Source organism: Pseudomonas sp. PB101, from assembly GCF_009764265.1.
Lineage (GTDB): Bacteria > Pseudomonadota > Gammaproteobacteria > Pseudomonadales > Pseudomonadaceae > Aquipseudomonas.
The window spans coordinates 174,045-200,932 of record NZ_RWIR01000060.1; the positions used below are offsets into that span (position 1 = coordinate 174,045).

29 protein-coding genes and 1 pseudogene are annotated in these 26,888 nt (G+C 60.8%); 19 read left to right on the top strand and 11 right to left on the bottom strand.

Annotation, left to right across the window (positions count from 1 at the left end):
• Positions 1-204 precede the first annotated feature (204 nt).
• On the top strand, positions 205-1,131 hold the full coding sequence (locus EI969_RS19025; protein ID WP_160389148.1) for a LysR substrate-binding domain-containing protein: 927 nt from the start codon (positions 205-207) through the stop codon (positions 1,129-1,131).
• Between the two features lie 55 nt (positions 1,132-1,186).
• On the top strand, positions 1,187-1,552 hold the full coding sequence (locus EI969_RS19030; protein ID WP_160389149.1) for a 5-carboxymethyl-2-hydroxymuconate Delta-isomerase: 366 nt from the start codon (positions 1,187-1,189) through the stop codon (positions 1,550-1,552).
• 3 nt (positions 1,553-1,555) lie between these two features.
• On the opposite strand, the gene EI969_RS19035 is transcribed toward EI969_RS19030, so the two are convergent.
• The 3 genes from EI969_RS19035 to EI969_RS19045 form a co-directional block, all read right to left on the bottom strand.
• Positions 1,556-2,494, bottom strand: coding sequence for a LysR family transcriptional regulator (locus EI969_RS19035; protein ID WP_160389150.1), 939 nt, complete (start codon positions 2,492-2,494; stop codon positions 1,556-1,558).
• A gap of 114 nt (positions 2,495-2,608) precedes the next feature.
• Positions 2,609-3,526 carry a DMT family transporter gene (locus EI969_RS19040; RefSeq protein ID WP_160389151.1) on the bottom strand — a complete coding sequence of 306 codons (918 nt, stop codon included), beginning with the start codon at positions 3,524-3,526 and terminating at the stop codon, positions 2,609-2,611.
• A gap of 13 nt (positions 3,527-3,539) precedes the next feature.
• On the bottom strand, positions 3,540-4,724 hold the full coding sequence (locus EI969_RS19045) for a cyanate transporter (protein WP_160389152.1): 1,185 nt from the start codon (positions 4,722-4,724) through the stop codon (positions 3,540-3,542).
• A gap of 94 nt (positions 4,725-4,818) precedes the next feature.
• Between EI969_RS19045 and EI969_RS31025 the strand changes: the two are divergent.
• The 7 genes and pseudogenes from EI969_RS31025 to EI969_RS19075 all read left to right on the top strand — a co-directional run.
• Positions 4,819-4,908 (top strand): annotated as a pseudogene (locus tag EI969_RS31025) (metal ABC transporter ATP-binding protein); the annotation flags it as partial.
• A gap of 378 nt (positions 4,909-5,286) precedes the next feature.
• On the top strand, positions 5,287-6,669 hold the full coding sequence (locus EI969_RS19050; RefSeq protein ID WP_160389153.1) for a glutamine synthetase family protein: 1,383 nt from the start codon (positions 5,287-5,289) through the stop codon (positions 6,667-6,669).
• A gap of 189 nt (positions 6,670-6,858) precedes the next feature.
• Positions 6,859-8,508 (top strand): phosphoethanolamine transferase, encoded by a 1,650-nt coding sequence (locus EI969_RS19055; RefSeq protein ID WP_160389154.1) that lies wholly within the window; start codon positions 6,859-6,861, stop codon positions 8,506-8,508.
• Between the two features lie 72 nt (positions 8,509-8,580).
• Positions 8,581-9,231, top strand: a complete 651-nt coding sequence (locus EI969_RS19060; protein ID WP_160389155.1) for a class I SAM-dependent methyltransferase — start codon at positions 8,581-8,583, stop codon at positions 9,229-9,231.
• A 123-nt stretch (positions 9,232-9,354) separates the two neighbouring features.
• Positions 9,355-10,488 carry a ribonuclease D gene (rnd, locus tag EI969_RS19065; protein ID WP_160389156.1) on the top strand — a complete coding sequence of 378 codons (1,134 nt, stop codon included), beginning with the start codon at positions 9,355-9,357 and terminating at the stop codon, positions 10,486-10,488.
• Complete coding sequence (locus EI969_RS19070; protein ID WP_160389157.1) at positions 10,485-10,778, top strand: YcgL domain-containing protein; 294 nt, start codon at positions 10,485-10,487, stop codon at positions 10,776-10,778. Before rnd ends, EI969_RS19070 begins: the two co-directional genes overlap by 4 nt.
• A gap of 119 nt (positions 10,779-10,897) precedes the next feature.
• Entirely contained in the window at positions 10,898-11,830 is a 933-nt protein-coding gene (locus EI969_RS19075) for a D-2-hydroxyacid dehydrogenase (RefSeq protein ID WP_160389158.1), read from the top strand.
• Positions 11,831-11,970: 140 nt separating this feature from the next.
• Here the strand turns inward: EI969_RS19075 and EI969_RS19080 are convergent, their stop codons facing one another.
• On the bottom strand, positions 11,971-12,564 hold the full coding sequence (locus EI969_RS19080; protein ID WP_160389159.1) for a nitroreductase family protein: 594 nt from the start codon (positions 12,562-12,564) through the stop codon (positions 11,971-11,973).
• A gap of 164 nt (positions 12,565-12,728) precedes the next feature.
• Between EI969_RS19080 and EI969_RS19085 the strand changes: the two genes are divergently transcribed.
• Both EI969_RS19085 and EI969_RS19090 read left to right on the top strand, forming a co-directional pair.
• The gene (locus tag EI969_RS19085) at positions 12,729-13,178 is read left to right on the top strand and encodes a YcgN family cysteine cluster protein (protein ID WP_160389160.1); all 450 of its coding nucleotides are present in this window, start codon (positions 12,729-12,731) and stop codon (positions 13,176-13,178) included.
• Positions 13,179-13,213: 35 nt separating this feature from the next.
• Positions 13,214-14,443, top strand: coding sequence for a hypothetical protein (locus EI969_RS19090; protein WP_160389161.1), 1,230 nt, complete (start codon positions 13,214-13,216; stop codon positions 14,441-14,443).
• A gap of 142 nt (positions 14,444-14,585) precedes the next feature.
• Here EI969_RS19090 and EI969_RS19095 read toward each other — a convergent pair whose 3' ends face one another.
• The 4 genes from EI969_RS19095 to EI969_RS19110 all read right to left on the bottom strand — a co-directional run bounded on the left by EI969_RS19095 (position 14,586) and on the right by EI969_RS19110 (position 16,819).
• Complete coding sequence (locus tag EI969_RS19095; RefSeq protein ID WP_160389162.1) at positions 14,586-14,963, bottom strand: DUF2892 domain-containing protein; 378 nt, start codon at positions 14,961-14,963, stop codon at positions 14,586-14,588.
• 80 nt (positions 14,964-15,043) lie between these two features.
• The gene (locus EI969_RS19100) at positions 15,044-15,514 is read right to left on the bottom strand and encodes an RNA methyltransferase (RefSeq protein ID WP_007911337.1); all 471 of its coding nucleotides are present in this window, start codon (positions 15,512-15,514) and stop codon (positions 15,044-15,046) included.
• Positions 15,515-15,710: 196 nt separating this feature from the next.
• Complete coding sequence (locus EI969_RS19105) at positions 15,711-16,082, bottom strand: YajD family HNH nuclease (RefSeq protein ID WP_007898702.1); 372 nt, start codon at positions 16,080-16,082, stop codon at positions 15,711-15,713.
• Between the two features lie 50 nt (positions 16,083-16,132).
• Positions 16,133-16,819 (bottom strand): spermidine synthase, encoded by a 687-nt coding sequence (locus tag EI969_RS19110; protein WP_007898703.1) that lies wholly within the window; start codon positions 16,817-16,819, stop codon positions 16,133-16,135.
• Positions 16,820-16,914: 95 nt separating this feature from the next.
• Here EI969_RS19110 and EI969_RS19115 point away from each other — a divergent pair, with 95 nt between their 5' ends.
• A complete protein-coding gene (locus EI969_RS19115) occupies positions 16,915-17,205 on the top strand; it encodes a hypothetical protein (protein WP_110662116.1) in 291 nt (96 codons plus the stop codon).
• Here the strand turns inward: EI969_RS19115 and EI969_RS19120 are convergent.
• On the bottom strand, positions 17,202-17,675 hold the full coding sequence (locus tag EI969_RS19120) for a cyclic nucleotide-binding domain-containing protein (protein ID WP_008015977.1): 474 nt from the start codon (positions 17,673-17,675) through the stop codon (positions 17,202-17,204). The two genes, EI969_RS19115 and EI969_RS19120, sit on opposite strands and share 4 nt — an antisense overlap.
• 204 nt (positions 17,676-17,879) lie before the next feature.
• Positions 17,880-19,934 (bottom strand): S9 family peptidase, encoded by a 2,055-nt coding sequence (locus EI969_RS19125; RefSeq protein ID WP_160389163.1) that lies wholly within the window; start codon positions 19,932-19,934, stop codon positions 17,880-17,882.
• Between the two features lie 124 nt (positions 19,935-20,058).
• Between EI969_RS19125 and EI969_RS19130 the strand changes: the two genes are divergently transcribed.
• Genes EI969_RS19130 through EI969_RS19140 form a run of 3 tightly spaced genes read left to right on the top strand, consistent with a single transcriptional unit; the run spans position 20,059 to position 21,920 of the window.
• Positions 20,059-20,556, top strand: coding sequence for an MFS transporter (locus EI969_RS19130; protein WP_160389164.1), 498 nt, complete (start codon positions 20,059-20,061; stop codon positions 20,554-20,556).
• Positions 20,557-20,589: 33 nt separating this feature from the next.
• Positions 20,590-21,366, top strand: coding sequence for a class II glutamine amidotransferase (locus tag EI969_RS19135; RefSeq protein ID WP_150717818.1), 777 nt, complete (start codon positions 20,590-20,592; stop codon positions 21,364-21,366).
• A gap of 11 nt (positions 21,367-21,377) precedes the next feature.
• The gene (locus EI969_RS19140) at positions 21,378-21,920 is read left to right on the top strand and encodes a DUF2937 family protein (RefSeq protein ID WP_160389165.1); all 543 of its coding nucleotides are present in this window, start codon (positions 21,378-21,380) and stop codon (positions 21,918-21,920) included.
• 95 nt (positions 21,921-22,015) lie between these two features.
• Here EI969_RS19140 and EI969_RS19145 read toward each other — a convergent pair whose 3' ends face one another.
• Entirely contained in the window at positions 22,016-22,930 is a 915-nt protein-coding gene (locus tag EI969_RS19145) for a LysR family transcriptional regulator (RefSeq protein WP_160389166.1), read from the bottom strand.
• Between the two features lie 146 nt (positions 22,931-23,076).
• Here EI969_RS19145 and EI969_RS19150 point away from each other — a divergent pair, with 146 nt between their 5' ends.
• The 4 genes from EI969_RS19150 to EI969_RS19165 all read left to right on the top strand — a co-directional run bounded on the left by EI969_RS19150 (position 23,077) and on the right by EI969_RS19165 (position 26,813).
• Complete coding sequence (locus tag EI969_RS19150; RefSeq protein WP_160389167.1) at positions 23,077-24,363, top strand: MFS transporter; 1,287 nt, start codon at positions 23,077-23,079, stop codon at positions 24,361-24,363.
• A gap of 73 nt (positions 24,364-24,436) precedes the next feature.
• Positions 24,437-25,189, top strand: coding sequence for a 5-oxoprolinase subunit PxpA (locus EI969_RS19155; RefSeq protein WP_160389168.1), 753 nt, complete (start codon positions 24,437-24,439; stop codon positions 25,187-25,189).
• A complete protein-coding gene (locus EI969_RS19160) occupies positions 25,186-25,890 on the top strand; it encodes an allophanate hydrolase subunit 1 (RefSeq protein WP_160389169.1) in 705 nt (234 codons plus the stop codon). Before EI969_RS19155 ends, EI969_RS19160 begins: the two co-directional genes overlap by 4 nt.
• The gene (locus EI969_RS19165; RefSeq protein ID WP_160389170.1) at positions 25,887-26,813 is read left to right on the top strand and encodes a biotin-dependent carboxyltransferase family protein; all 927 of its coding nucleotides are present in this window, start codon (positions 25,887-25,889) and stop codon (positions 26,811-26,813) included. Before EI969_RS19160 ends, EI969_RS19165 begins: the two co-directional genes overlap by 4 nt.
• Positions 26,814-26,888 lie beyond the last annotated feature (75 nt).

Genomic DNA, 26,888 nt, shown 5'->3' on the forward strand with positions numbered 1-26,888 from the left:
AGGAGGGTGAAGCTGCTCGTTCAGAGCAGCCTCGTTCTCAACCCGCCCTACGGCTGGGTATGGCCCGGTTTTCTCTTGAACAGTTCGTAGACGTCCTTGTGTGTGGAGTTGTGCAGGGTTTTGTCCTGTTGGACCTGAGTCGGATAGACGTCACTCGCCTCAGCTACCTAAACTGTCATCAGATTTGGGGATCGGGGACAGTGGATGAATCGCAACGAACTGCGCAAGGCGGATATCAACCTGATGGTGGTGTTCGAAACACTGATGCTCGAGCGCAATGTCACTCGGGTGGCGGAGAAGCTGTTTCTCGGTCAGCCGACCATCAGCTCTGCACTCAACCGCTTGCGTGCGATGTTCAATGATCCACTGTTCATACGTGTAGGCCATCGCATGGAGCCGACAGCGCGGGCAGAGGAGATCATCAGGCACCTGTCGCCGGCGCTGGATTCCTTGTCCGTGGCCTTGAGCCTGACCCATGATTTTGACCCGGCCAGCAGCACGATGACGTTCCGCATCGGCTTGTCCGACGATGTCGAATTCGGCCTGTTGCCGCCATTGCTGCGAGCGCTGCGCCAGGAAGCGCCAACAGTGGTGTTTGTGGTGCAGCATGTCGATTACTGGCGGATTCCCGACTTGCTGGCGTCCGGCGATATCACGGTGGGTATCAGCCAGACTCGCGGCTTGCCGGCCAATGCCAAGCGCAAGTTGTTGCGGCACATCCAGCCCAGCATTTTGCGCGCCGATGCCAGCGACACACCGCTGACCCTCGATGAATATTGCGCGCGGCCGCATGTACTGGTGTCCCATACCGCCAACGTCAGTGGCTACGCCGACGAGTGGCTGGCGGAAATCGGCCGCACGCGCCAGGTGGTGCTCTCGGTGCCGCAATACAGTTCGTTGCCGGCACTGCTCGCCGGGACGGACCTGATTGCCAGCCTGCCGGACTACACCGCCGAGGCGATGGCTGCATCGGGAATGCTGTACAAGGAACCCTTTCCGTTCAAGACGCCGACCCTGGATCTGTCCATGGTCTGGCTCAGTCATGTCGATACCGACCCTGCCGAACGCTGGTTGCGCTCGCGCCTGGAGGCGTTCATGAGTGAGCGTGCCGTTTTACCGCTGCCCGAATGAATCGGACGGCGCTCTGTTATACGTACGTCCTTTCCATTCACCAAGGAGTCAACTCATGCCCCACCTGCACATGGAATACACCGCCAACCTGACTGACCTGAATGCCGATGTGGCGTTGATGCGGTTGAACAATACGCTGGTGGGTTCCGGTCAGTTTGCTGCCGAATTCGATATCAAGAGCCGCGCGGTCAAGGTCGAGACGTTCAAGGTCGGCACGGCGCTGGCTGAACGGGCGTTCGTGCACGTGAAACTGGCACTGTTGAGTGGTCGTTCCGCACAGATCAAGAAACAACTCTCCGACAGTCTGCTGGCGGTGTTGCAGGACTTGTGCGAGTGGCCGAGCGGCGTTGAGGTCCAGTTGTGCGTGGAAATTCTCGACATCGATCGCGATTCCTACAGCAAGACCGCCATCAACAACTGAACATCAGGCGCTTTCCTGCTCGACACAGGCCTGTATCACTTGCGCTCGCAGCCAGGTGTTGGCGCTGTCCCGGTCAACACTTTCGTGCCACTGCATGTCGAGGGTGAAACCCGGTAAGCCTTCTGGCGCTTCACGGTGATCGAAGGTGTCGGCACTGGCCAGCAATCGCTGGATGCGCCGGGGCAGGGTCAGGGCGTAGTCGGTGCCGGTAATCAGCTTCAGCGCTGCACTGTAACTGTTGGCGCGTGCGACGATCTGGCGCTGTTGTGCCTGCTGCGCGAGCCAGCCGTCGACCATGTTGGTCGCGGACGTCCAGGGTGTCGGGAACACGTGTCGACGTTCGACATAGGTTTGCAGGCTCAAGCGCGGTTCCGCCGGCGTGGCGCACTTGTCGAAAACACACACCAGATCATCTTCGAGCAGCGTCTGCGATTTGAAGTCGGCGTGACGGCGATGAAAGTTCGGACCGAAGCACAGCACCAGGTCGAGGCTGCCGTCGCGCAACGCTTCGGCAGGGATCTCGGCTTGGAGTTTGAACACATTGACCATCACCGGAAGATCGGCGAGGGCGAAGGCTTTCAATAAGCGTGGCAGGATCCACTGTTCGAAGTATTCCGGTGCACAGATATTGAAAGTCACGGCCTGCAGGCCAGGGTCGAACGCGGCTGGCCCCGCGTGACAGAGATTGATGCTTTCGAGAATTTTCAGTGCGTGAGGGTACATCGCGCCGGCCTTGCCGGTGGGCTGCATGCCGCCGGTGCGGGTATTGATGAACAGTTCGTCCTCGAAGCTGTTGCGCAGCTTTTTCAGGCAGTAACTCACCGTGGACTGGCTGACGCAAAGCGTCTCGGAGACGTCGGTGACACTGTTCTGCTCGAACAGGGCGACGAACACCATGAGGTCCTGCATGTCGAGCTTTCTGAGCGAATTGCTGTTGAGCATCCATTGCATCTCGTTGCGCCCCTTGCGCTGACCGTGTGCAAGGGTGAGCGAATGATCCTAGCGGAATGAGGGAGCAGGGAGAATGTCCCGCAGGAAGTTTCGCCCGGGAGCTTTTCAGCCCTGGACCACCACCGACACGGTGCGACGGCTGGACAGCAACAACGCGAACATGCCGATACCTACCAGTACCGCGCCGGCCAACTCCAGCGGCAGCGGCATCTGGCGCCCCCAAACCCAGTGAAACACGGTGATGAACAGCGTGCTCAGGTAGATGTAGGAAATAACCGAGGACGGCGCGATTACGCCGATGGCCCGGTGCAGCAGCCAGAACGTCGCCAGGGTGGCGAACACCGCCAGATACATCAGCCAATAGAAGTCGTTGAGCGTCAGCAATGATGCCGAGCGCCAACCGCCACTCAAGCCACAGAACAGCAGCAGAAACAGCGCACCGAACAGCATGTTCCAGAATGTCATGGGCACCGGCCCGCGCCCCTTGAGGCAATCGACTTTCAGGCGTTGGCTGAGAGGGGCATAGAGTGCCATCGCCAGGCAACCTAGGCCGTACACCGTCAGCGCGTACGGCGATGGCCATTCGCCGGGGCCGGTGCCTTTCATGATCAGCAACACTGCCCCGGCAGCGGCGAGCAGCATCGGCACAATCCGTTGTTGCAGACGGCTGTCAGGTGTCAGCACGGCTTCGAAACCCAGGGTCATCAACGGAACCAGGGTGAACATCGTCCCGGTGTTGACGGCCGAGGTGTAGCGCAATGCTTCGAACAGCGAACCGAAGTACAGCGCGAGCAGCAGGCCGAGCGCCGCGTGACCGAGCAGCCCGCGTACGGTCATGACGGCATCGCCTTTGAGCAACAACAGCGGTAGAAACACCAAGGCACAAAACAGCAGGCGCAAACCGGTCAGCAGGATCGGGTCGATGGCCTGGCTGACTTGCGCCGCCGCGGAAAACGATGCGGCGATCAACAAGGCCCACAGCAGCATGCTGGCGTGAGCGGCGGCGAAACCGGTGGTTTTCATGGCTGGCTCCGGGTCAAAGGATGTGGCGGCTGTAGTGCCTTGGGTTGAAGCGCAAAACCATCAGCATCATCAGCGCCATGACCGCTGTCAGCGACCACCAGGCCCATTCAAAGCTGCCGAGCCGGTCGCGGATTATCCCGGCCAGCAGCGGCGACAGGCTGGCGATCAGGTAGCCGATGCCTTGCACGAATGCGGTCAGGCCACCGGCGCGCATGGGATTGTCCAGATGATCCAGCGATACGATCAGGCTCATCGGGAACAGGCCGCCAATTCCCAGTCCCAGCAGGCATGGCCACATCAGGCTCAAGTGCTGCGGGCTTAGAATCAGTCCGCAGAAACCAACGATGATCAGTGCAAGCAAGACCATCAGCACGACGCGGCGATCGCGGCTGCGATTGGCGATGACGGGTGTCAGCAGGCCCGACAGCACTTCCATGGCGGTCAGGAACCCGAGCAGCAACCCGGCCTGCTGTTCGCTCCAGCCCTTTTCCACGTAGTACGGCGCCAGCCAGGCCAGCACACAGGTGTAGGACGCAGTGCCCAGGCCAAAGAAGATCGCGAGTAACCACGCGCGGGAATTGGCGAAGAACGAACCGTTACTGGAGGCCTTTGCATCCAGTGTCGGTATCTGCGCCCGTTGGGTACCCCAGAACAGCAGTGCCAGCACGGCGAGAACCACCCAGATCGCCAAGCCCATGCGCCAGCTGCCGGTGCGTTCCATCACCAGTGGCGCAAAGGACGCACCCAAGGCGGCACCGCCCATGATCGACGTGACGTAGAGCCCCATGCACAGGGCAACGTGGGCGCTGAAGCGGGATTTGATCAACGCAGGCATCAGGGCCTGGATCAGGGCGATCCCGATACCTGCCAGCACTGCGCTGAGCAGCAACTCCATGGCTGAATCAAGGAACAACCGCGAAACCGTGGCCATGCCGATGATCAGCAACGACAACACCACCGTGCGTTGATCGCCGAGTCGCTGGCTGACGCGCAGGCCGACAAACATCGCCAGTCCCATGGCCATCACCGGCAAGAGGGTCAGCAGTGAAGCCAGGCTGAAACTCAGCGCGATGTCCTCGCGAATCGCCGAGAGCAGGGGCCCGACTGCGGCCATGGATGGACGCAGGTTCAGGGCGACGAGAACGATGCTGAACATCAACCAGAGGGCGGGGCGGGTGGTAGCGCGGGTGTTTTCCATGATCAGGCCTGGAACGGTAGGGTTGCGATTAGGCGCGTGAGGCCTCGAGGTCGCAAATCAGAAAGTCTGGCGATCTATTTAGAAATTAGATCCTGTGGGAGCGAGCTTGCTCGCGAAGAGGGAGTGTCAGCCGACATCAATGTTGAATGACACACCGTATTCGCGAGCAAGCTCGCTCCCACAGGGAATGGTTGAATGTTTAGCCAGACAATATCCAAAGTTCTTCAAATCCTGATTTAACGACTCAAGCCGGCGTGTGACGCTGCGGGTCATCTGTTTTCTGCGGTTCTCTCTATGGACGGTTGGCCAGTCACAAGCCACTTCAAGGCAACCACCGACGCTCGAGCGTCGAGCCTTGGTCGTCGCTTCACGCCCGCCACCGCGCCAAATCTCTCTGCACTTCCTTCTGAACTGGCCTTCTGGGCGCTGTGGCATTGCCGCCATGCGCGCCCGCCGGATTCCTGCTTTTTCCGCTGATTGTTCCTACATGTTCCGCTTGATGGCGGAATTAAAGTGCGGGTGCTTTTGCGCACCCGTCTGACACGGAAAAAAGTGAGTTCCCATGAGTTGTGCCACGACCTCGTTTGCCACCCGGCAAGAAGCCCTGACCTTTCTGGAGCAGAACCCGGACATCGAAATGTTCGAGCTGTTCATCCTCGACAACAACGGTGTGCCGCGGGGCAAGCTGCTGCACCGGGACGAGTTGCTGGCGGTGTATGAAAGCGGGCGGCCGTTGCCGAGCACCATCCTCGGCCTGACCATCAACGGCGATGACGTGGAGAACTCCGGGCTGGTCTGGGATGTCGGTGATATCGACTGCCGCGCCTACCCGGTCAGCGGCAGCCTCACGCGCATGCCGTGGCGCCTGATACCGACCGCGGCCGTGCAGGTCAGCATGCACCCGACCGAGGGAATGCCCGCCACCATTGCCGATCCCCGCCACTTGCTGGCGAAAGTCATCGAAGGTTTGCAGGCAGACGGCTATTACCCGGTCATGGCGGCGGAACTGGAGTTCTACCTGCTGGACCAGCAACGCGACAGCAATGGCCGGCCGCAACCGGCACGGGATGTCGATGGCGGGCGCCCGCGCGGCACTCAGGTCTATGGTTTGCGCGAGCTTGAACAGATCGAACCGTTCCTGGCCGATCTCTATAGCGCCTGCAAGCTCCAGGGGATTCCGGCGCGCACGGCCATTTCCGAATACGCGCCGGGGCAGGTGGAAATCACCCTCGAACACCGCACCGACGCGCTACAGGCGATGGATGAAGCGGTGCGCTACAAGCGTCTGGTCAAGGGCGTGGCGCACAAGCACGGCATGACAGCCTGCTTCATGGCCAAGCCTTTCGATGACTTGGCCGGTACCGGGATGCACATGCACGTGAGCCTGGCGGACAAGGACGGCAACAACCTGTTCGCCAGCGAAGCTCCGGACGGGACGCCACTGCTCAAGCAGGCGGTCGCGGGCATGCTCAGTACCTTGCTCGATTCGCTGTTGCTGTTCTGCCCCAACGCCAACTCCTACCGTCGATTCCAGGCCAACAGCTATGCACCTCTGGCGGCCACCTGGGGCGTGGACAATCGCACCGTGAGTTTGCGCGTACCTGGCGGGCCGGCGTATTCCAGGCACATCGAGCATCGTATCTGCGGCGCGGATGCCAACCCGTACCTGGCGGCTGCGGCGATTCTGGCCGGTATCCATCGCGGTATCCGTGAACAACTCGATCCCGGTGCGCCGGTGGAGGGCAATGGCTACGCCCAGGCTACGAAACTGTTGCCGACTGACTGGCTGACCACATTGCGCTCGCTGGAAGGTTCCAGTTGGGCCAGGGAAGCCTTCGGCGGCCAGTTCCTCGGTGTCTATCTGGCGGTGAAACGCGCCGAGTATCGCCAATTCATGGGGGAGGTCGGTGAGCAGGACTGGCGCTGGTATCTGCACCAGGCTTGAGCCGAAACTGAACCAAAGCTGAACTATTCTCAAATAGTCTTAAAGTTTAAGGCAGGTCTTGAAGCCAACTAATCGTTGGCTTCTTTTTCACAAAAAATTGATGGTTGGCTTCCTAAAATTAGAACTGTCCCGGTAAATGAAATTTTCACATTTACCCAGGGCACTTCTTATCAGGACCTGCCAAACCTCATGTTTAAGATTAAAGCCGTGCGCCCCGAGTGGGTGACGTTGATTGCCAGCGCGTTTTTGTTGGTTGGCTTCAACTTTGTACTCTGGCAACACCTGTTCGAAATCACCGCGTCCGATGGTAAAGGCATCGTCATGCGCGTGGCCTTCGGGGTGATGATCTTGGCGGCCTTCAACATTGTGCTGACCCTCCTGGCCTTCCGGCCGGTGCTCAAGCCGGTCCTGACCCTTCTGTTCATGATCAGTGCGGGTGTGGCGTATTTCATGAGCCAGTACGGTGTTCTGATCGACACTGGCATGTTGCGCAATTTCGCTGAAACCAATGCCACGGAAGTGCGCGACTTACTGTCGCTAAAGTTGTTTGTTTATATTGTTGTTCTTGGCGTTTTACCGACTTTGCTGTTGTGGAAGACACCGATTAATTATCGTCGTTGGCACCGTGAGCTGCTCAGCAAAGTCCTGGTGACTTTTGCTTCGGCTGCAGTCATCGGTGGTGTAGCACTGGTTAACTATCAAGGCCTGTCGTCACTGTTTCGCAACCACCATGAGTTGCGCCTGATGGTGGTGCCAAGCAACTACATTGGTGCCTCGGCTGGTTTTTTGCGTGAGAAAGTGGCAACAGCACGGCAACCCTTTGTCAAGATTGGTGAAGATGCCCGACGCAATCCGGCCTGGCAGGCTCACGGGCGCAAATCCCTTACGGTTCTGGTCGTGGGTGAAAGTGCCCGGGCGGAGAACTTCGGCATCCTTGGTTATAGCCGCGACACCACGCCGAAACTGAGCAAGGAAGACGGCCTGATCGCCTTCACCGATGTGCATTCCTGCGGTACCGAAACCGCCGTTTCGGTGCCTTGCATGTTCTCCAACATGGGGCGCAAGGACTACAGCGCCAGCAAGGCAAAGAACGAAGAAGGCCTGCTCGATGTGCTCAAGCGTGCGGGTATCGACGTGATCTGGCGTGACAACCAGTCAGGCTGCAAGGGTACCTGCGATCGCGTCACCGTTCAGGACGTGAGCAATCTGAAAGATCCGGTGCTGTGCGCCAACAGTGAGTGCCGCGACGAAATCCTCCTGCAGGGGCTGCAGCATTTCATCGACAACCTGGACAAGGACACGGTGTTGGTATTGCACCAGATGGGCAGCCACGGACCGGAGTACTTCAAGCGTTATCCGAAAGAGTTCGAGCGCTTCACCCCGGTTTGCGAGAGTAATGCCCTGAACAATTGCAGTCGCGAAAGTATCGTCAATGGCTACGACAACACCCTGGTGTATACCGACCACGTGCTGTCGACCTTGATCGATCTGCTGCGCAGCAACCAGGACAAAGTGGACACCGCGATGCTGTATCTGTCGGACCACGGCGAGTCCCTGGGTGAGTACAACTTGTTCCTCCACGGCACGCCTTACATGCTGGCTCCGGATCAGCAAAAGCATGTAGCCATGTTTGCCTGGTTCTCCGACAGCTATAAAAAGTCCTTTGCGCTGGATACCCAATGCCTGCAACAGAGTCGTGAATTGCCTCTGAGCCAGGACAACCTGTTCCATTCGATGCTCGGGCTGCTGGAGGTCAACAGCAAGGTCTATCACCAGGATCTGGACATGTTTGCCGGATGTCGTGGCCCGGTGACCGACGGCGTGTTGGCCAAGGATTGAGTGCTTTGTCTGTGTTTCGCGCGGTGGCCGCCGATCTGCGGCCTGTAGAACCATTATCAAGAGTCTTTGCACATGTGCGCCCAGCCCCCATCCGCCCTCGAGCTTGAGATTGCCCGGCGCTACGATCAGGAGCACGCGCGCGTCTGCCTTCAGCCGCAACCGCCGGGCCTGGCGGGGCGTTTGCTGCTCTGGCGTGAAGAGCGTGTGGTGCGCAAGGCACTCAAGATCGCTGGCGAACCGGGGCTGATCCTCGACGTGGGCTGCGGTGTGGGGCGTTTTTGGCCCGTGCTGGTCGAACATGGCAATCGGGTGATCCTCGCGACGGACCCGTCCAGGGACATCCTCGATCATGCCCGCACACATCACCCGCAAAGTCTGTTGAAACGGGTCAAGACCTTTCAAAGTTCGGCGTTCACGATTGGCCTGTCGGAAAATGCGGTCGACAGCATTTTTTGCATGCAACTGTTTCAGCACTTCACCCACTCGGAACATCGTCTGGCGATGCTTGGCGAGTTTTACCGGGTCAGTCGCGATACGGTGATCGTTGCGGTGCGCCTGGAAGGTCGTTTCAAGGGTGCGCATTCAACAGTTGAAGGGGGTTTGCCCAGCAAGACCGAGGTCGAAAGCGAGTTCAGGCAGGCGGGATTCCGTTTGCTCGGTCATCAGGACTTTTTACCCGGTTGCGCACAGAGGCGCGTCTATGTGCTGGGTAAGACCGGCTAGCCCGGCGTTGTCGGACTATTCTCTATGTCACGCAGTAATTTTCGCTAACGCTCTTGTTCAGTGGATGCGCGGAAATCGCCGGGGGCGATATATACTGCGCGCCATTCTTCAAGGGAGAGCCGTGTGGCCATCGATATTCACTGGATTCGCGACAACGATAGCCTCGGTCGGTTTTGTGCCGAGTGGCAGCAGTTGCCATTCGTTGCCCTCGACACCGAATTCATGCGGGTCGACACCTTCTACCCGATCGCCGGCCTGCTGCAGGTCGGTGATGGCAAACGTGCCTACCTGATTGATCCACTGACCATCGACAACTGGCAGCCATTGGCCACGTTGCTGGAAAACCCGGCCGTGCTCAAGGTTGTCCACGCGTGCAGCGAAGACCTCGAAGTCTTGCTGCGCCTGACCGGCAGCCTGCCGGCGCCACTGTTCGATACGCAGCTGGCTGCCGCTTACCTGAACCTCGGTTTTTCCATGGGCTATTCGCGGCTGGTGCAGGAAGTGCTCGGCATCGACCTGCCCAAGGGTGAAACCCGTTCCGACTGGTTGCAACGTCCGCTTTCCGAAACCCAGATCAGCTATGCCGCCGAAGATGCCGTGCATTTGGCTGAAGTCTTCGTAAAGCTGCGTCCCAAGCTGTCTGACGACAAGTACGCCTGGGTCCTGGAAGACGGCGCCGAACTGGTGGCCAACCTGCGCCGCGAGATCGATCCGTACGAGGTCTATCGCGATGCCAAGCTGGCCTGGAAGCTGTCCCGCGCCCAACTCGCGGTTTTGCGTGAGCTCTGCGCCTGGCGCGAAAAGGAAGCCCGCGCCCGTGACCTGCCGCGCAACCGGATTGTCCGCGAACATTCGTTGTGGCCGCTGGCGCGTACGCAACCGGACAACCTCGGCGCACTGGCGAAGATCGAAGACATGCACCCGCGTACCGTGCGTCAGGACGGCGAGTTTCTGCTTGATCTGATCAAGCGCTCTGGCAGTGTGTCGCCTGATCAATGGCCTCCAGCCGTGCCTGAGCCGCTGCCGGTCGACGCTGCCGTGCTGCTCAAGCAGCTCAAGGCCATCGGCCAGGCCGAAGCCGAACGCCTGGAGATCGCGCCGGAACTGATGCTGCGCAAGAAAACCCTGGAAGCGCTGCTCAAGAGCGGCTTCCCCAATGGTCCCTACCAATTGCCTGATTCGCTGCGTGGCTGGCGCCGCGAATTGATGGGCCAGGCGCTGCTCGACAGCCTGGCCGCCGCCGGAGAACAGCCTTGAAACGTATTTGTTCCATCTACCGCAGCTCGAAGCGAAACGAAATGTACCTGTATGTGCTCAAGAGTGACGCTCTGGAGCGCGTACCGGATCCCCTGATGGCAGCCTTCGGCAAGCCCATCCACGCGTTCGACCTGGTGCTGTCCCCGGAGCGCAAACTGTCGCGCGAGGACATCGAGGTCGTGCTGGAAAACCTCGACAAACAGGGTTATCACCTGCAAATGCCCCCTGCCGAAGACGAGTACATCGAGCACTTGCCGGAAGAATTGTTGCGTCGCAACGATCCGATGTGAGTGGCAGACAGGGTCTGTTCAGAGTGGTTATGAAACACTGATTGATTTTAGCGATGGCAGCATCGATGGAGCACGGCTCCGTCGGCGGCCGTCTGCACTGTTTTTGAAAGGTTTGAAGCATGCGCGTCCTGATTGCTGAACACGACCACCCCGTGTACGCCCAACTGTTGCGCGAGGCCGCACCGGAACTTGAGGTGCTGACCAGCGGTGATTCCGCCGAGCTGGCCAGCCAGGCCGCCGATTGCCCGGTGTGGCTCGGCCAGCCTGACCTGCTGGCGACCCTGTTGCGCCAGGGTCATCAACCGCAGTGGCTGCAATCGACCTGGGCCGGCATCACGCCGCTGCTGGCCGATGGCTTGCCGCGGCACTATCGGCTGACGCGAGCAGTCGGCATCTTCGGTCAGGTCATGGCCGAGTACGTGCTCACGTACATGCTCGGTCACGAACGTGAAGTGCTGGCGCGGTTGGTCAGCCAGGTCGAGCGCAAATGGGACAGCCGCCATGGCCAGAGCCTGGCGGGGCGCAAGGTGCTGATCGTCGGCACGGGCGATATCGGCCAAAGTGTCGCGCAGTTCCTCGTGCCCTTTGGTGTCGAGTTGTATGGCGTCGCCAGCAGCGCGCGGGAACAGGCACCGTTTATCGAAGTCGGTGCACTGGCGGATCTGCCGCGGCTGGTCGGTGAAGTCGATTACGTGGTCAATCTGCTGCCGAACACCGTGGAAACCCACGATATCTACGACGCGGCGCTGTTCAAGCAATTCAAGCCGACCGGGTTGTTCATCAACGCCGGGCGCGGTGTGGCGGTGGTCGATGCGGACCTGGTGGAAGCCTTGAAGGAAGGGCATCTGGCAGGCGCGGTGATCGACGTCTGCCGTCAGGAGCCATTGCCACAGCGGCATCCTTTCTGGACAGCCTGGGGCCTGCTGCTCACCGGGCACAGCTCGGCACCGACTTCGCCGTCGATGATGGTGAAGCTGTTTGTCGAAAACCTGCGGGCGTATCAGGCGGGAGAGGCGTTGCGCGGGGAAGTGGATTTCGAACGCGGGTATTAAATCCACCGCTGATTCTGCCTGGAGCACCAAACATGTGGGAGCGAGCTTGCTCGCGATGGGGCCTGTACATCCAACATCAATGTTGAATGTCCTGCCGCCATCGCGAGCAAGCTCGCTCCCACAATGTTTTGTGCAGTGGCTTATAGGGTGAAATCACCTTCAGCCGCCAGCTCGCTCAACGGACGACGCGGGCTTGGCTCTTCTCGGGCTTGCAGGTAATCCGCCAGGCTGGCCTTGTCCCCCAGCTTGCCCACCGCGACGGCGGCGTGCAGGGCGTAGCCTTCAGGAATGTTGAGCTCCTTGCGGGTCAGTTCCTGGTCGAAACCGGCCATGCCGTGGGTGTGCCAGCCGCTCAGGCTCGCTTGCAAGGCCAGGTGGCCCCAGGCGGAACCGGTGTCGAAGGTGTGCCACAGGGCCGGGGTTTCTTCGCTGGCGCCAGGCGCGGTGAAGGTGGTTTTCGAAATCACGATCACCAGGGCCGACGCATGTTGCGCCCAGCTGCGGTTGAATTCGTTCAGCAGGCCCAGGTAACGCTCCCAGTTCGGCGTGTCGCGACGTGCGTAAAGGAAGCGCCAGGGTTGCGAGTTGTAGGCCGAGGGTGCCCAGCGGGCGGCTTCGAAGAAGCTCAGCAGGGTTTCCTGCGGAATCACTTCGCCCGTGAAGGCGCGGGGCGACCAGCGATCGGTGAACTGAGGGTGAATGGCGTAATCGGCAACGCGTGGATTGGCACTCATCAAGAGATTCCTTGCTACGTTTGAAAGTGGGGGCGACGCAAAACCCTACTTGGCAGCGCGAAAACTCACAAGCCCGTTCTACCGACAGTCGCCAATGCTTGGCCCGCGGGGCGTGGGGCACTAGACTGGCGGCCTTTTCACCACCTGATGTCGATGCTCGAACCATGGCCGCCAAAGTAGAACCGTTCTGGAAACGCAAAACCCTCGATCAACTCGATCAGGAGGAATGGGAATCGCTGTGCGACGGCTGTGGCTTGTGCTGCCTGCAAAAGCTTGAGGATGAAGACGACAACAGCGTTTATTACACGCGCATCGCCTGCAAGCTGCTGGACCTGAAAACCTGCCAGTGCACCGACTATCCTAACCGTCGTGACTCGGTGCCGGACTGTATCCAGCTCACGCCGGGCAAGGCCGACGAGTTCAAATGGCTGCCGCCGACCTGCGGCTATCGCCTGGTCAGCGAAGGCAAGGACCTGCCGTTGTGGCATCACCTGGTGTGCGGCGATCGCGACGCCGTGCATCACGAGCGGATTTCCCAGTCCGGGCGCATGCTCGCCGAGGGCAGCGTGGCGGAAGATGATTGGGAAGATCACCTGATATTCCGCGCAGGCTGACGGCCTGAGGTTCAACCTTTCACGAAGGAGTGTGTATGGCTGTGGGATGGCGGCGGGCGTGGATCGTTGGATTGTTGGTGGTGGGTGCGCCCGTATGGGCGGCGAACAAGGTCGATCTGGATTATCACGTGCGCCTGTTGCCGCAGAGCGATCAGGCCGAAGTGCGCCTGACGCTCGCCCAGGGCTCGGCCGTACGCAGCCTGGATTTCAACCTCGGCGACGGCAGCCACTTCAGCGATTTCAAGGCCGACGGCCAATGGCAACTGAGCCCCGGCAAGGCGGCGCGCGGTGTCTGGCGCCCGGCGGCCGACAAGGCCAGCCTGACCTTCCGCGTGAAAATCAGCCACGGGCGCAAGAACGGCAGTTTTGACTCGCGGATGACGCCAGACTGGGCGTTGATGCGCGGCGACGACCTGGTGCCGGCGGCGAGGCTCGATCAGCAGGATGGCACCGAACTGGTTTCACGCCTTGAATTCGAACTGCCCGCTGGCTGGAAGAGCGTTGAAACCGCCTGGCCACGAATCGGCAAGAACAAATTCCGTATCGATAACCCCTCCCGACTGTTCGACCGACCTACGGGCTGGATGCTCGCCGGCCAGCTTGGCAGCCGTCGCACTCGTCTGGGCGAGACTGAAGTCGCCGTCACCTCGCCGCTGGGGCAGGGCATGCGCCGCATGGATGTGCTGACCCTGCTGACGTTCGTCTGGCCGCAGGTGCAGGCGTTGTACCCGCGACACCCTGGCAAACTGCTGATCGTCGGGGCCAATGATCCGATGTGGCGCGGCAGTCAGTCGGCGCATGAGTCGATCTACCTCAACAGTCACCTGCCGTTGGTCAGCGAAAGCGGTAGCAGTGCCCTGGTCCGCGAGTTGGCCCAGATGTTCGGGCGGATCAACGGCACGCAGCGCAGTGACTGGATCGCGGAAGGCTTTGCCGAGTATTACGCCATCGAACTGGTGCGCCGGGCCGGTGGCATGAGCGATGAGCGCTACGCGAGCCTGCACGGCAAGCTGGTCAGGAGCAGCCAGAAAGTCACCACGCTGCGCGGCGGGCGGGTCAGCTCTGCGCAGGTGGCCAGGGCGGTGGTGTTGCTGCAGGAGCTGGACAGCGAGATTCGCCTGAAAACCCACAACAAGCGGTCGCTGGATGACGTATTGCGCGGGGCGATGCGGCTGGGGGATATCGATACCAAGACGTTCGTTCAGCTCAGCGAGAGCGTGATCGGTGGATCCTCAAAGGTACTGAGTACCGAGTTGATTCAGTGAGTCCGTCATCGCGAGCAAGCTCGCTCCCACAGTGATTGGGGGTGAACACAAATGTCGTGAACGCCACATAACCCTGTGGGAGCGAGCTTGCTCCGGGCGGCGTTCCGACGATAGGGCCATCAGCCCCGCCGGACAAGCCTGATCAACCCCCGGCTTTCGGCGACTTCAACGAATCATTGCCGGTAACGGTGGCGGTTTTGGTCGCCGCCTCGGCATTGGCCTTCAACTGGCTCAGCTCTTCACCCGCGCGCTGGATTTTCGCCCGAACGTTATTCATGTCCTGACGGCCTTTCTCCAGCAGGCTTTTCGCCGAGCTGTGGCCGGTGATACCACGCGCCAGGGCCACGCCGCCGATGGCCACCTGGATCAAGCCGAAGATCCCGCCGCGGCGCAGACCCTTGCCCACCATCACCACACCGCCGGCGATTGAACCGATGCGTTCCCAGCCCTGCACGTTCTGCTCGGAGGGGCTCTGGAACGGGGTGGATTCGATACGCTCGACGCGTTTGAGTTCGCTCATGGTCTGTCTCCAGGCTTGTGTGGTCGATAATCAAGCTGACTGCGTGGGCGGGCCGCTTGTTCAATCGGATGTGTGGCGATTCAACGAAATTTTGGCCCGGAGCGGGTATTGAGCCCCTTGGCCATGCGGTCGTAGAGCACGACGTTGACCGTGGCGGCCAGGTTCATGCAGCCGGTGGTCGGAATGTAGACCACGTCTTCGCACCAGTCGCGAATCTCTTTATCCAGCGATCCGTCTTCCGGGCCGAAGATGTAGAGCGCGCGATCCGGGTGGGTGTATTCCGGCAACGGGCGGGCGCCTTCGACCAGTTCCACAGCGACGGGCACACAGTTGAGCGGCAGGATTTTCTTCAGGTCGTCGATGCCGATCAGCGGGATGTCGTAGTGCACGCGCTTGGTATCGGTGACGAAGTCGGCGGCGCGCTCATAGCGCTTGCCGGTGTAGAACACCGACGCCACGCCATAACAGCCAGCGGCGCGCATCACCGAACCGACGTTCTCCGGTGACTTGGGGTTATACAAACCAATGCAGCTGTACCGTTTGTCTGCCACGAGCGGGGTGCCTTTCGGGAAAAAAGCGCGATTATACGGGGATTGGGCGGCAGCGGTCAGTTTGGAGATTGGTGGTGCCAGGACTCTTGCTATCGCGGGCAAGCCCGCTCCCACAGAGGTCTCCGTCGTTCACACATTTTGTGTACACCAGAGAACCTGTGGGAGCGGGCTTGCCCGCGATGGGGGCTACTCAGTTTCAGTCTTCCTTTTTCATCAACCCGGCCAACGCCGCAAACGGGTTATGCGTGGCCTTGGCGATTTTTGGCGTGCTCAGCGAGCCTTCGTCGAAATACTGCTGGTCGGTATACCGCGAGTGTTCGTTATCGTGGCAGTACAGGCACAACAATTCCCAGTTCGAGCCATCCTGCGGGTTGTTGTCGTGGTTGTGGTCGCGGTGGTGCACGGTCAGTTCGCTCAGGCGCTTGCCGGAGAACTCACGGGCGCAGCGGCCACAGACGTGCGGGTACATCTTCAGGGCCTTGTCGCGGTAGCCCATTTCCTTGTCGCGCTGGTTGTCGGCGAGGATGCGATCCAGCTTCGAAGTGTTGGTCGGGGTGGACGAACTCATGGGTTCACCTTTGTAGAAAGACTAATGACGGTTATAGGGTGAAGTTTAGCCTAGCCCTTGAGCTTCTCGGCAATCCAGATGGTGTGGCGGGTGCCCTTGTTGCCATGGGCGAAGACCTGCACTTCCTCGGCCTTGAACCCGGCTTTCTTCAGTTTGTCGGAAAATTGCCGGTCAGCGCTGGCCGACCAGACGGCCAGCACGCCTTTTGGCCTCAGGGCCTTGGCGCAGGCGCTCAGGCCGCCGGCGGAATACAGCCAGCTGTTGGCTTTCTGGGTCAGGCCTTCGGGGCCGTTGTCGACGTCGAGCATGATGGCATCGAAGCCCTGGGGTTCGGCTTGCAGGACCTTGGCCACGTCTTCCATGCGAATCACCGTCCGCGGGTCGAGCAGCGGGTTGCCAGCCTTCTCGCCCAGCGGCCCACGGTTCCACTCAACGACACCGGGAACCAGCTCGGCGACCACCACTTCGGCGGTCTTGCCCAGGTGCTTGAGCGCCGAAGCGAGGGTGAAGCCCATGCCCAGGCCGCCGATCAGCACCCGTGAGTTCGGTCGACCGGCGACCTTGCGGCACGGAATCTCGGCCAGGGCATCTTCGGAGCCATGCATGCGCGTGTTCATCAATTGTCCGCCATCGCCACCCTGGATCTTGATGACGAAATCCTCGCCGTATTCGAACAGGCACAGGGCACCGCCGTTTTCAGGAATGGGGGTGGTGTCCAGCAGAACGAAACGTTTCATGGGGCTCTCTTGAAGAAAATTGGCAGAACTCGGGAGGGCAAACAGACGCAGTTGGGAGTAGCCTGTTTATGACGACAAGGCCAACGGAGCCATTGATGAAGCGCACCATTCTAACGGTCATTGCCCTGGCCGCGCTCTCGATAACTGCAGTGCAGGCGCAACAGCTGCAATCGATTCCCGTCAGCCCCGCGCCGATGCCCGGTTCACCCGGCACCGCGACGCCCACACCGTACCCGCAAATCAGCCCGGCGCCTTTGCCGAAAGTCGGGCCGGGCAGTAGCGGCCCGCCGTTGGTGCCGATTGAAATGCCGAGCCCGCCGACCAAGGACCAGCCCGTGCCGGGGATTGAACCGAATCCGCCCAAACCCAAGTCGCCAGGCGGCTAGACCTGCTGCGAAAGCAACTGACCGTCGGCCATGCGCAAGCGTTTGGACAGCGACACGGCGAGGGCGCGAATGATCTTGGCGGCGATTTTCGGTGCGTCGTTGAGCATCTTTTCCAGCGAGTCCTTGCCCAGGTTGAGCAACTGACAGTTGCTCGCGGCCACGCAACTGGCCGAGCGCCGTTCGCCGTCGAGCACGGCCATCTCGCCGAACGAGCGGCCGCTGCGCAAGGTGGCGATGGTGACGCGTTGCCCGTCAGCGGTGGTTTTCTGCACTGCCACCTGACCGGTATGGATGATGCACATGAAACTGCCGGCATCACCCTCCTGGAAGATTTCCTCGCCCTGGGCAATGGTGCTGATACTGAAGTAGCCTGAAGCCGCGGCGAAGTCCGCCGGCAGCAACTGATTGAACAGGCCGCAATCCATCAGCCAGTCGCGAATTTCGTTGTTCAGAAAGGTTGATTCAGACATTTCGTCACGGTCTTTTTGTAGTGTCTGTTGTTCCGGGGTTGAGCCGTTCTTGTGGGAGCGAGCCTGCTCGCGAATGGGTTGTCACAGCCAATGGAGATATTGAATGTGCCACCGCTTTCGCGAGCAGGCTCGCTCCCACAGGGGATATGCAGTGTATCGGCCTGCCTTGTGCAGAATTAAGACCGGTTCGTCGGCCCGAGTTCCTCAGGCGATGCCCAGAACCTTGAACAAAAATGCATATTCGAGTGCTACGTCACGCAATCCCTGATATCGACCGCTCATTCCGCCATGCCCGGCACCCAGTTCAGTCTTGAGCAATAGCGGATTGCTGTCGGTCTTGGTCGCGCGTAATTTCGCCACCCACTTGGCCGCCTCCCAATACTGTACGCGGCTGTCGTTGTAGCCAGCGATCACCAGGGTCGCCGGATACGCTTGCGCGCTGACGTTTTCGTACGGGGCGTAGGCCTTGATCCGATCATGGACGTCCGGTTCTTCAGGGTTACCCCACTCGTCGTATTCCGTGACGGTCAATGGCAGCTCAGGGTCGAGCATGGTGTTGAGCACGTCGACGAACGGCACTTCGGCGATGGCGGCGCCGAACAGCTCCGGTCGTTGATTGAGCACTGCACCGATCAGCAAGCCACCCGCGCTGCCGCCGCTGATCGCCAACTGCGCTGCCGTGGTAAAGCCTTGGGCGATCAGGTGTTCGGCGCAGGCGATAAAGTCGCTGAAGGTGTTGTGCTTGTGCTCCTGCTTGCCGGCGCGATACCAGGCTTCCCCCAGTTCGCCGCCGCCGCGCACATGGGCGATGGCAAACGCCATGCCGCGATCCAGCAGGCTCAGGCGCGCATGGGAAAACCACGGGTCGAGGCTTTCGCCGTAGGCACCATAGCCGTAGAGGTACAGCGGCACGGGCTTGCCGAGGTCTGCGCGCTTGATCACCAGGCTGATCGGCACTTGCGTGCCGTCCGGCGCAGTGGCCCACAGGCGCTGGCTGACGTAGGCGTCGGCATCGAACGGGCCGAGCACCGGGGTTTGCTTGAGGACTTTCTGCTCGCCGGTCGCCAGTTCCAACTGGCGGATTTGCGCCGGGCGGTTCAATGCTTCGTAGCGCAGGCGGATCCGCTCGCTTTCGAATTCCAGGCTGTTCTGCACGTGCAGGCTGTAGGCCGCATCCGGCAGTTGCACGCGATAAGGCGCCAGGCCTTGCGGGTGCACCTCGATGACCGGCAAGCCGCCGACCCGCAGGCTCAGGGTCATGGCGCCGGTGTTCAGGCTGATGCCGTCGATCATCACCGTGTCGCTGTGGGGGATCAGGTTCTGCCAATGGGTTTCGGCCGGTGCCGCGCCGGTATCGATGGCGGTGTAGAGGGCGAAATTGATCCCGTCACGGTTGCTGCGAATGAACCAGGTCCATTGCCCGTCCAGTGCGCCGTGGTCGACGTCGTACTCATGGTCCTCGACTCGCGGTGCGATGCAGGTAAAGGCTTGCTGCGGCTGGTTGGCATCGAGGACCCAGACTTCACTGGTGGTCTTGCTGCCCACGGACAGCAGCAACTGCTGTTCGGAGCTTGAGCGGTAGCAATGCATGAAGAAACGACCGTCCGGCTCATGGAACACTTCTTCAGCCGCCGTACCGTCCAGTCGATAGCGATACAGTTTGTGCGGGCGATGGGTGTCGTCCAGTTCGCCAAAGAACAGGGTCAGGCTGTCGTTGGCCCAGGTCATGCTGCCGTCACAGTCCTGGAACTCCAGCTCGCTGACACGACCGTCGGACAATTCCTTCACGAACAGCGTGTAAATCTCATCGCCACTTGAGTCGATGCTGTAGGCCAGGCGCTGATGATCCGGGCTGACACTGAAAGCACCCAGGGAAAAGAAACCGCCGTTGGCCAGTTCGTTAGGGTCCAGCAGCAGTTGTTCGCGGCTTTCGTCGAGGGTCAGGCTGTCATCGGCCGGGCGCGGGCAGCGGTAATGCCGGGCGTACTCATCGCCCGCCGTGGTGCGGGTGTAGTACAGATACGGTCCCCAGGGCGAGGGCAGGGACAGGTCGGTCTCGAGAATCCGTCCCTTGATCTCTTCGAACAGGGTTTCGCGCAGCCCGGCCTGGTCGGCGGTTTGCGTCTCCTGATAGGTGTTTTCGGCTTTCAGGTAGTCGAGCACTGCGTCGGTGTCGCGCTCTTGCAGCCAGGCATACGGGTCGGAACCTTCAGCCTTGTGGGCAATCGGGGCGTCGCAAGTGTTGGCGGATAGGGGCATGAAGGACTCTCGAACAGTGTACGGAATAGGGGCTTCGCCATCTGTGGGAGCCTGGTTGTCAGGCATTGATGCAGCCTGATGGGCGAAAAGCCGTTATCATAAGCGCCTCTTTGCCTGCCTTGCCATGGACACCATGACCGAGAACGACTATCTGATCGCTTGGGGCCTCTACGCCTTTGCCGCTTTGGGCTGCCTGTTGGTGTGGATGCGCTTGACCCGCTGGATGTGGCGATGGTTGCGCGAGCCGCTGCGGCTGCTGATGGCGGTGTTGCTGTTCAGCCCGACCATCATCGACCCGGTCAAGGATAAAGTCGCACCGGCCATCGCCATTACGGCGCTCGACCTGTTGTTCAAGGTCGGCAACAACGCCTGGCGGGCGATTTCCGATCTGTTCATGTACGGCATGATCGCGTTCGGCCTTTACCTGGTGCTGGTGGCGATCCGTTTCCCCATCGAGCGCGCCTCCAACGCCCGCAAGGAACAGGCTGCCGCCGCCAAAGCCGCTGCGCGCACTGAAGAATCCGAAGACGATCAACCGTTCGGCGGTGCCGGCGATGATCGATACGGTCGTCCTCCCGTGCCGAGCAATCCTCAGCGGATGCGCGTCGAACCCCGTCTGTAACCGTGCCCCCTGCGATCGAGTGAGAGTCTGAGCATGTGTGAGTTATTGGGCATGAGCGCCAATGTCCCGACCGATATCGTGTTCAGCTTCACCGGGCTGATGCAGCGCGGTGGCCGCACCGGCCCGCACCGCGATGGCTGGGGCATTGCCTTCTATGAAGGTCGCGGGCTGCGGCTGTTCCAGGACCCGGCGGCGAGCTGCGAGTCGGAAGTCGCGAACCTGGTGCAGCGCTATCCGATCAAGAGCGAAGTGGTGATCGGGCATATCCGCCAGGCCAACGTCGGCAAGGTCTGCCTGTCCAACACCCATCCGTTCGTCCGTGAGCTGTGGGGGCGCAACTGGTGTTTCGCGCATAACGGCCAGTTGGCTGACTTTCAGCCAACGGCCAGTTTCTACCGCCCCGTGGGTGATACCGACAGCGAAGCGGCGTTCTGCGATTTGCTCAACCGCGTACGCGCGGCGTTCCCCGAGCCGGTCGAGGTCGAAGAACTGCTGCCGGACCTGGTGGCTGCTTGCGCCGAATATCGCAGCAAAGGCGTGTTCAACTGCCTGCTCAGCGATGGCGACTGGCTGTTCTGTTATTGCTCGACCAAACTGGCGCAAATCACCCGTCGTGCCCCGTTTGGTCCGGCGCGCTTGAAAGATGTCGACGTGATCGTCGATTTTCAGGCCGAAACCACGCCCAACGACGTGGTCACCGTCATCGCCACCGAACCCCTGACCGAAAACGAAACCTGGACCCGCTACGAACCGGGTCAATGGAGCCTGTGGCGACGCGGTGAATGCGTCAGTCAGGGCACGACCGAATAAGGACTCCTTGCATGTTGCTCAGTTATCTACGGCTGGTGTTGTTTGCGGCGGGCCTGTTGATCGGTGTTCAGGTACCGGGCTTCATCAGTGATTACGCCAAACGCGTCGAAGCCCATCTGATCGAGGCGCAAGCCGGGTTGAGCGGTTTTCAGAACACCGCCAATCAGTTTTTCAAGGGTGACATGCAGGCCCTGGTGGCCCATTACCGAGCCAGCGAAGACCCGATCTTTCGCAGCGACGCCGACAGCCTGAGCAATCTGCTGACTCGTCAACTGGCGCTGGACAAGCAATTCCAGGCGATGCAGGGGCCGTGGTACATCCGCTTCCTGCAAGTGGTGCTGGCCGCCGACCCCGACATCCGCAAGGAAACCTGGAATGGCTACAGCTACCAGATCCTGTTGACGCCTGAAGCGATGATCTGGGGCATGAGCGGCGCCTTGCTGCTGTCGTTCGGGATTGAGTGCCTGTTCCGGCTGATCGACTGGGTGGTGCTGGGTGGAAGGCGTCTGCGCCAGAGCCGGCCGATTGAAGAGCGGGATTTGCGCGGGCTGTAAAAATCAACCTGTAGGAGCTGGCTTGCCAGCGATCCAGGCGGTGCGGTTGGTCAGGCTGGACGCCATCGCTGGCAAGCCAGCTCCTACAGGGGGTATCAGCGATTCAGGGTGATGTAGTGTTCGCCCACCTTCAACGCGTACTCCTCCAGCACCTGCTGGCACAGCGCGACAATCTCCTCGACCCACTCCACGCCCACCCGCCACGACACCACCACCTGCAGGTCGGGTGGTCGCTGATCGATGTCCAGCAGGGTCAATTCGCCCCGTGCCAGCTCTTCGGCCACCAGCACCGGTGGCAATGCGCCGATGCCAAAACCGTCGCGCAGCAGCCGGGTAATCGCCGACACCGAGTTCACGCAGTTCAAGCGTGGCGCCAGCACGCCATTGGCCTGCATCAGGGCGAGCACTTGCTGATGCGGGTGGGAGTTTTTCGAGTAGGTAATGATCCGCTCGTTCGCCAGATCGGCGACGCCTGAATACTCGCGGTTGTAAATGGCGTTGCTGGCGACGATCCAGCCCATGGGATGGCTGGCCAGTTCCAGGCTGCGCACGCTTTCCTGGCGCAGCAGATCGGTCTGCAGGATCACATCGAGAAAACCTTTTTGCAGCTGATCGCAGAGGTTCAGCGAGGTATCGGCCACCAGCTCGATTTCCACCAGCGGGTAGTGATCGGTCATCTGCGCCACCAAGGGGCTGAGCCAGGTGTGGATCACCGTGTCCATCACGCCGATGCGCACCCGTCCGGCCTTGCTCGAACGGGTCTCGATCGACTGTTTGAGCGCTTGCATGGTGTCCATCATGCGCTCGGCGTAATCGAGCACTTTCAGGCCTTCGGGGGTCAGGCTCACGCCGCGCGAATCCCGCAGGAACAGCTTTACCCCGAGCTCGCCTTCGAGCACGGCGATACGGCTGGAAATCGAGGCCTGAGTGGTGAAGAGCTTGTCGGCGGTCAGGCGAAAACTCTTGAGTCGGGCGACCCAGACAAAGGTCTCGAGAAACTTCAGGTTCATGGGATAAAGATTTCTTATGGCTAAGGCGGGTTTTTATTAGTTGGACGCAGCAGGGGCGCGCGTCCAAAAATCGACGCATCCGGTTCCCACGATAGGCGTCGTCGGGGCTCAGAACAATACCAATAAAATCAGCGCGGAGATTTGCCATGAGTGCGCCCGACACCACTGCCATCCCGAAAGCCTCGGCCCGCCCGGGACCTTTCGACTGGTACCGCAACATCAATCAGCAGGAACGCCGCACCTTCTGGAGCTGCAAGATCGGCTATGGCCTGGACGGCATGGACACCCAGATGCTCAGCTTCGTGGTGCCGACCCTGATTGCCATGTGGGGCATCACCACCGGCCAGGCCGGGCTGATTCACACCAGCACGCTGATCGCTTCGGCCATCGGCGGTTGGGTGGCGGGGATACTCTCCGACCGCATCGGTCGCGTACGCACCTTGCAACTGACCGTGCTGTGGTTTGCCTTCTTCACCTTCCTCTGCGGCTTCGCCCAGAGCTACGAGCAACTGCTGATCGCCCGCACGTTGATGGGCTTCGGCTTCGGCGGCGAGTGGACGGCCGGTGCGGTGCTGATCGGCGAGGTGATTCGCGCCAAGGACCGCGGCAAGGCCGTGGGCATGGTGCAATCCGGCTGGGCGCTGGGTTGGGGGCTGACGGCGATTCTGTATGCGCTGCTGTTCTCGGTATTGCCACCGGAAGACGCCTGGCGCGCACTGTTCATCCTCGGCATCGTGCCGGCGATTTTCGTGATTTTTGTCCGCCGTCTGGTCAAGGACCCGGAAATCTATCGCCAAGCCAAAGCGAAACAGGAGCCGAGCAACCCGGCGAAGTTCTACGAGATCTTCGCCCCCGGCATGCTGTTCACCACGATTCGCGCTTCGTTGCTGACCACCGGCGCGCTGGGCGGTTACTACGCGATCACATCCTGGCTACCGACTTTCCTGAAGAATGAGCGCGGCTTGAGCGTACTCAATACCAGCGGTTATCTGGCGATGGTGATCGTCGGTTCCTACGTGGGTTATGTCATCAGCGCCTATTTGACCGACATCCTCGGACGCAAGAAGAACTTCATCCTGTTCGCCGTCGGCTCGTTCACCATCGTGCTGCTGTACACGCAATTGCCGGTCAGCAACGGTGTGATGCTGTGGCTGGGCTTTCCGTTGGGCTTCTTCGCCTCGGGGATTTTCAGTGGCATGGGCGCGTTCCTGACCGAGCTGTTTCCTACGCGCATTCGCGGTTCGGGCCAGGGTTTTTGCTACAACATCGGCCGGGCGCTGGCGGCGTTGTTCCCGCTGTTGATCGGCCTGCTCAGCCAGACCGTGCCGCTGAGTGTCGGCATCGGGGCTTTTGCGGCGGTGTCCTACGGCGTGGTGATCCTCGCGGCCCTGAGCCTGCCGGAAACCCGTGGCAAGCAACTCGACGCCCAGTAACTGATAATCTGCGGGGCTGTCATACAGATATGTCCCGCAGCTGAAAAGAATAAAGCCTACAGGAGTGTTCAGTGTGAGCCGCCTGCTATTGAACTGCGACATCGGCGAGAGTTTCGGCAGCTGGACCATGGGTCTGGACGCAGAAATCATGCCCTTCATCGATTGCGCCAACATCGCCTGCGGCTTTCACGCCGGCGACCCGAGCATCATGCGCAAGACCGTCAGCCTGGCCCTCAGCCACGGTGTGCAAATTGGCGCGCATCCGGCCTATCAGGATCTGGTGGGGTTCGGCCGCCGCTCCATGGCCTATGCCACCCAGGAACTGCAAGACATCCTGCATTACCAGATCGGTGCCCTCGACGGCATCTGCCGGGCCCAGGGCGGTCGGGTCAGTTACGTCAAACCCCATGGCGCGATGTACAACGACATGATGGCCAACCCGGTCCAGCTGCGCGCCGTGCTGCAAGCGGTGGCGTCCTATGACCGCAACCTGCCGTTGATGTTGATGGCAACCCGTGACAACAGCGCCGCCCAACAAATGGGCGATGAATACGGCGTGACCCTGTGGTTCGAGGCCTTCGCCGACCGGGCTTACGACAGCGCCGGCAAGCTGGTCTCGCGACAACTGCCGGGAGCGGTGCATCACGACCCGGAAACAATCATCGGGCAGGCACTGACCATTGCCCGTGGCGATCCGCTCACCGCCAGCGATGGCAGCGCCCTGCATTTGCAGGCCAACACCCTTTGCGTGCACGGCGACAACGCCAGTTCGGTCGCAGCCGTGCAACGCATCCGTGAAGCCTTGAACCGGCAGAACGCGTCATGAAGCTGCGGGTGGAAGTGGTGGCGCTGGATTGCCTGATGGTGCGCCTGTTCGATGAAATTGCCGAAGCCAACATGCCGTGGATGCTGGCGGCCAGCGAAAGTCTGCGCGGCGCATTCGGTGAATATCTGATCGATCTGGTGCCGTCTTACACGACCTTGATGGTGCATTACGACCTGACCGCGCTGAGTCCTGCCCAGGCCCGGGAGTTGATTGCCGAAGCCTTGATCGACCTGTCGCCCAACGCGCATGCCCGCGGCCAATGTCATGTGTTGCCGGTGTGGTACGACTTGAGTGTCGGGCCGGAGTTGAGCCTGCTGTCGCAGCGCAGTGGATTGGCGGTGGAGGAGGTGATCCGTCGTCACTGCGAGCGCGAATACCAGGTGTTCGCCCTGGGTTTTGCACCGGGCTTCGCCTTCATGGGGCTGGTGGAAGAGGTGCTCGCGGCACCGCGCCTGAACACGCCACGCAAGAAAGTCGCCGCGGGCAGTGTCGGCATCGCCGAACGGCAAACGGCGGCTTACCCGGTGGTGTCGCCGGGGGGCTGGAACCTGATCGGCCGCACGCCGGCCAGATTGTTCGACCGCAACCGTGATGGCTACAGCCTGATGCAACCCGGTGACACTGTTCGGTTCGAAGCGGTCGGCCATGCCGAGTTCATCAACCTGGGCGGTGACGATACGCCACTGGAGGCCCTGGCATGAGCCGTCTGACGATTGAAGCGAGTACGCCGCTGTGCCTGTTGCAGGATGCCGGTCGATTTGGCGTGCGGCATCTGGGAGTGACCCAGGGCGGCGCGGCCGATTGGCGTTCGATGTCCTGGGCCAACTGGCTGCTGGGCAACGGGCTGGATGCGCCGGTGATCGAAGTCACCCTCGGCGGGTTCACCGTCGTGGCCGAGGAAGATTGCGTACTGGCCTTGGCCGGGGCGGATCTGGGCGCGCAGGTGGACGGCGAAACGCTGGCGCCGTGGCGCAGTTTCCGGCTGCACAAGGGACAGCGTTTGCAATTCACCCAGCCGTTGCTCGGCGCCCGCGCCTATCTGGCGGCGCCGGGTGGTTTTGCTGCACCGAAAGTCCTGGGCAGCAGCGCGACGGTGGTCCGTGAGGAGCTCGGCGGCCTTGACGGCATGGGGCGCGCTTTGAGCAAAGGTGCGGGTTTGAGCTACTCGGGTAATTCGGTGATGTTGTTGCGGGAGTTGACCGCAGACCAGCGGCCAAATCTGAACCTTGATACTCCGTTGGACCTGGTCCTCGGTGCTCAGATCGGCGAGTTCAGCGGGCAGAGCCTGTTCGACGCGTTCAACAGCGTGTGGAGCCTCGACAGTCGCGCCGACCGCATGGGCATTCGCCTGTTGGGCACGGCGTTGCAGTACCAGGGTAAACCGATGATTTCCGAGGGGATTCCGTTGGGGGCCGTGCAGGTGCCGCCGGACGGGCAGCCGATCGTGTTGCTCAATGATCGGCAGACCATTGGTGGATATCCGCGCCTGGGGGCGTTGACGCCGTTGGCGCTGGCGCGGCTGGCGCAGTGTTTGCCGGGGGCGCAGGTGCGGTTGAAACCCGTGGTGCAGGATGTCGCCCATCGTGAACATGTCGCGTATTTGCAGCGTTTTTTGAACAGCTAAAAGCATCGCTGGCAAGCCAGGCTCCCACAGGGATTGAGGTTGCTCACATAATTTGTGAACTACCTCAATCCCTGT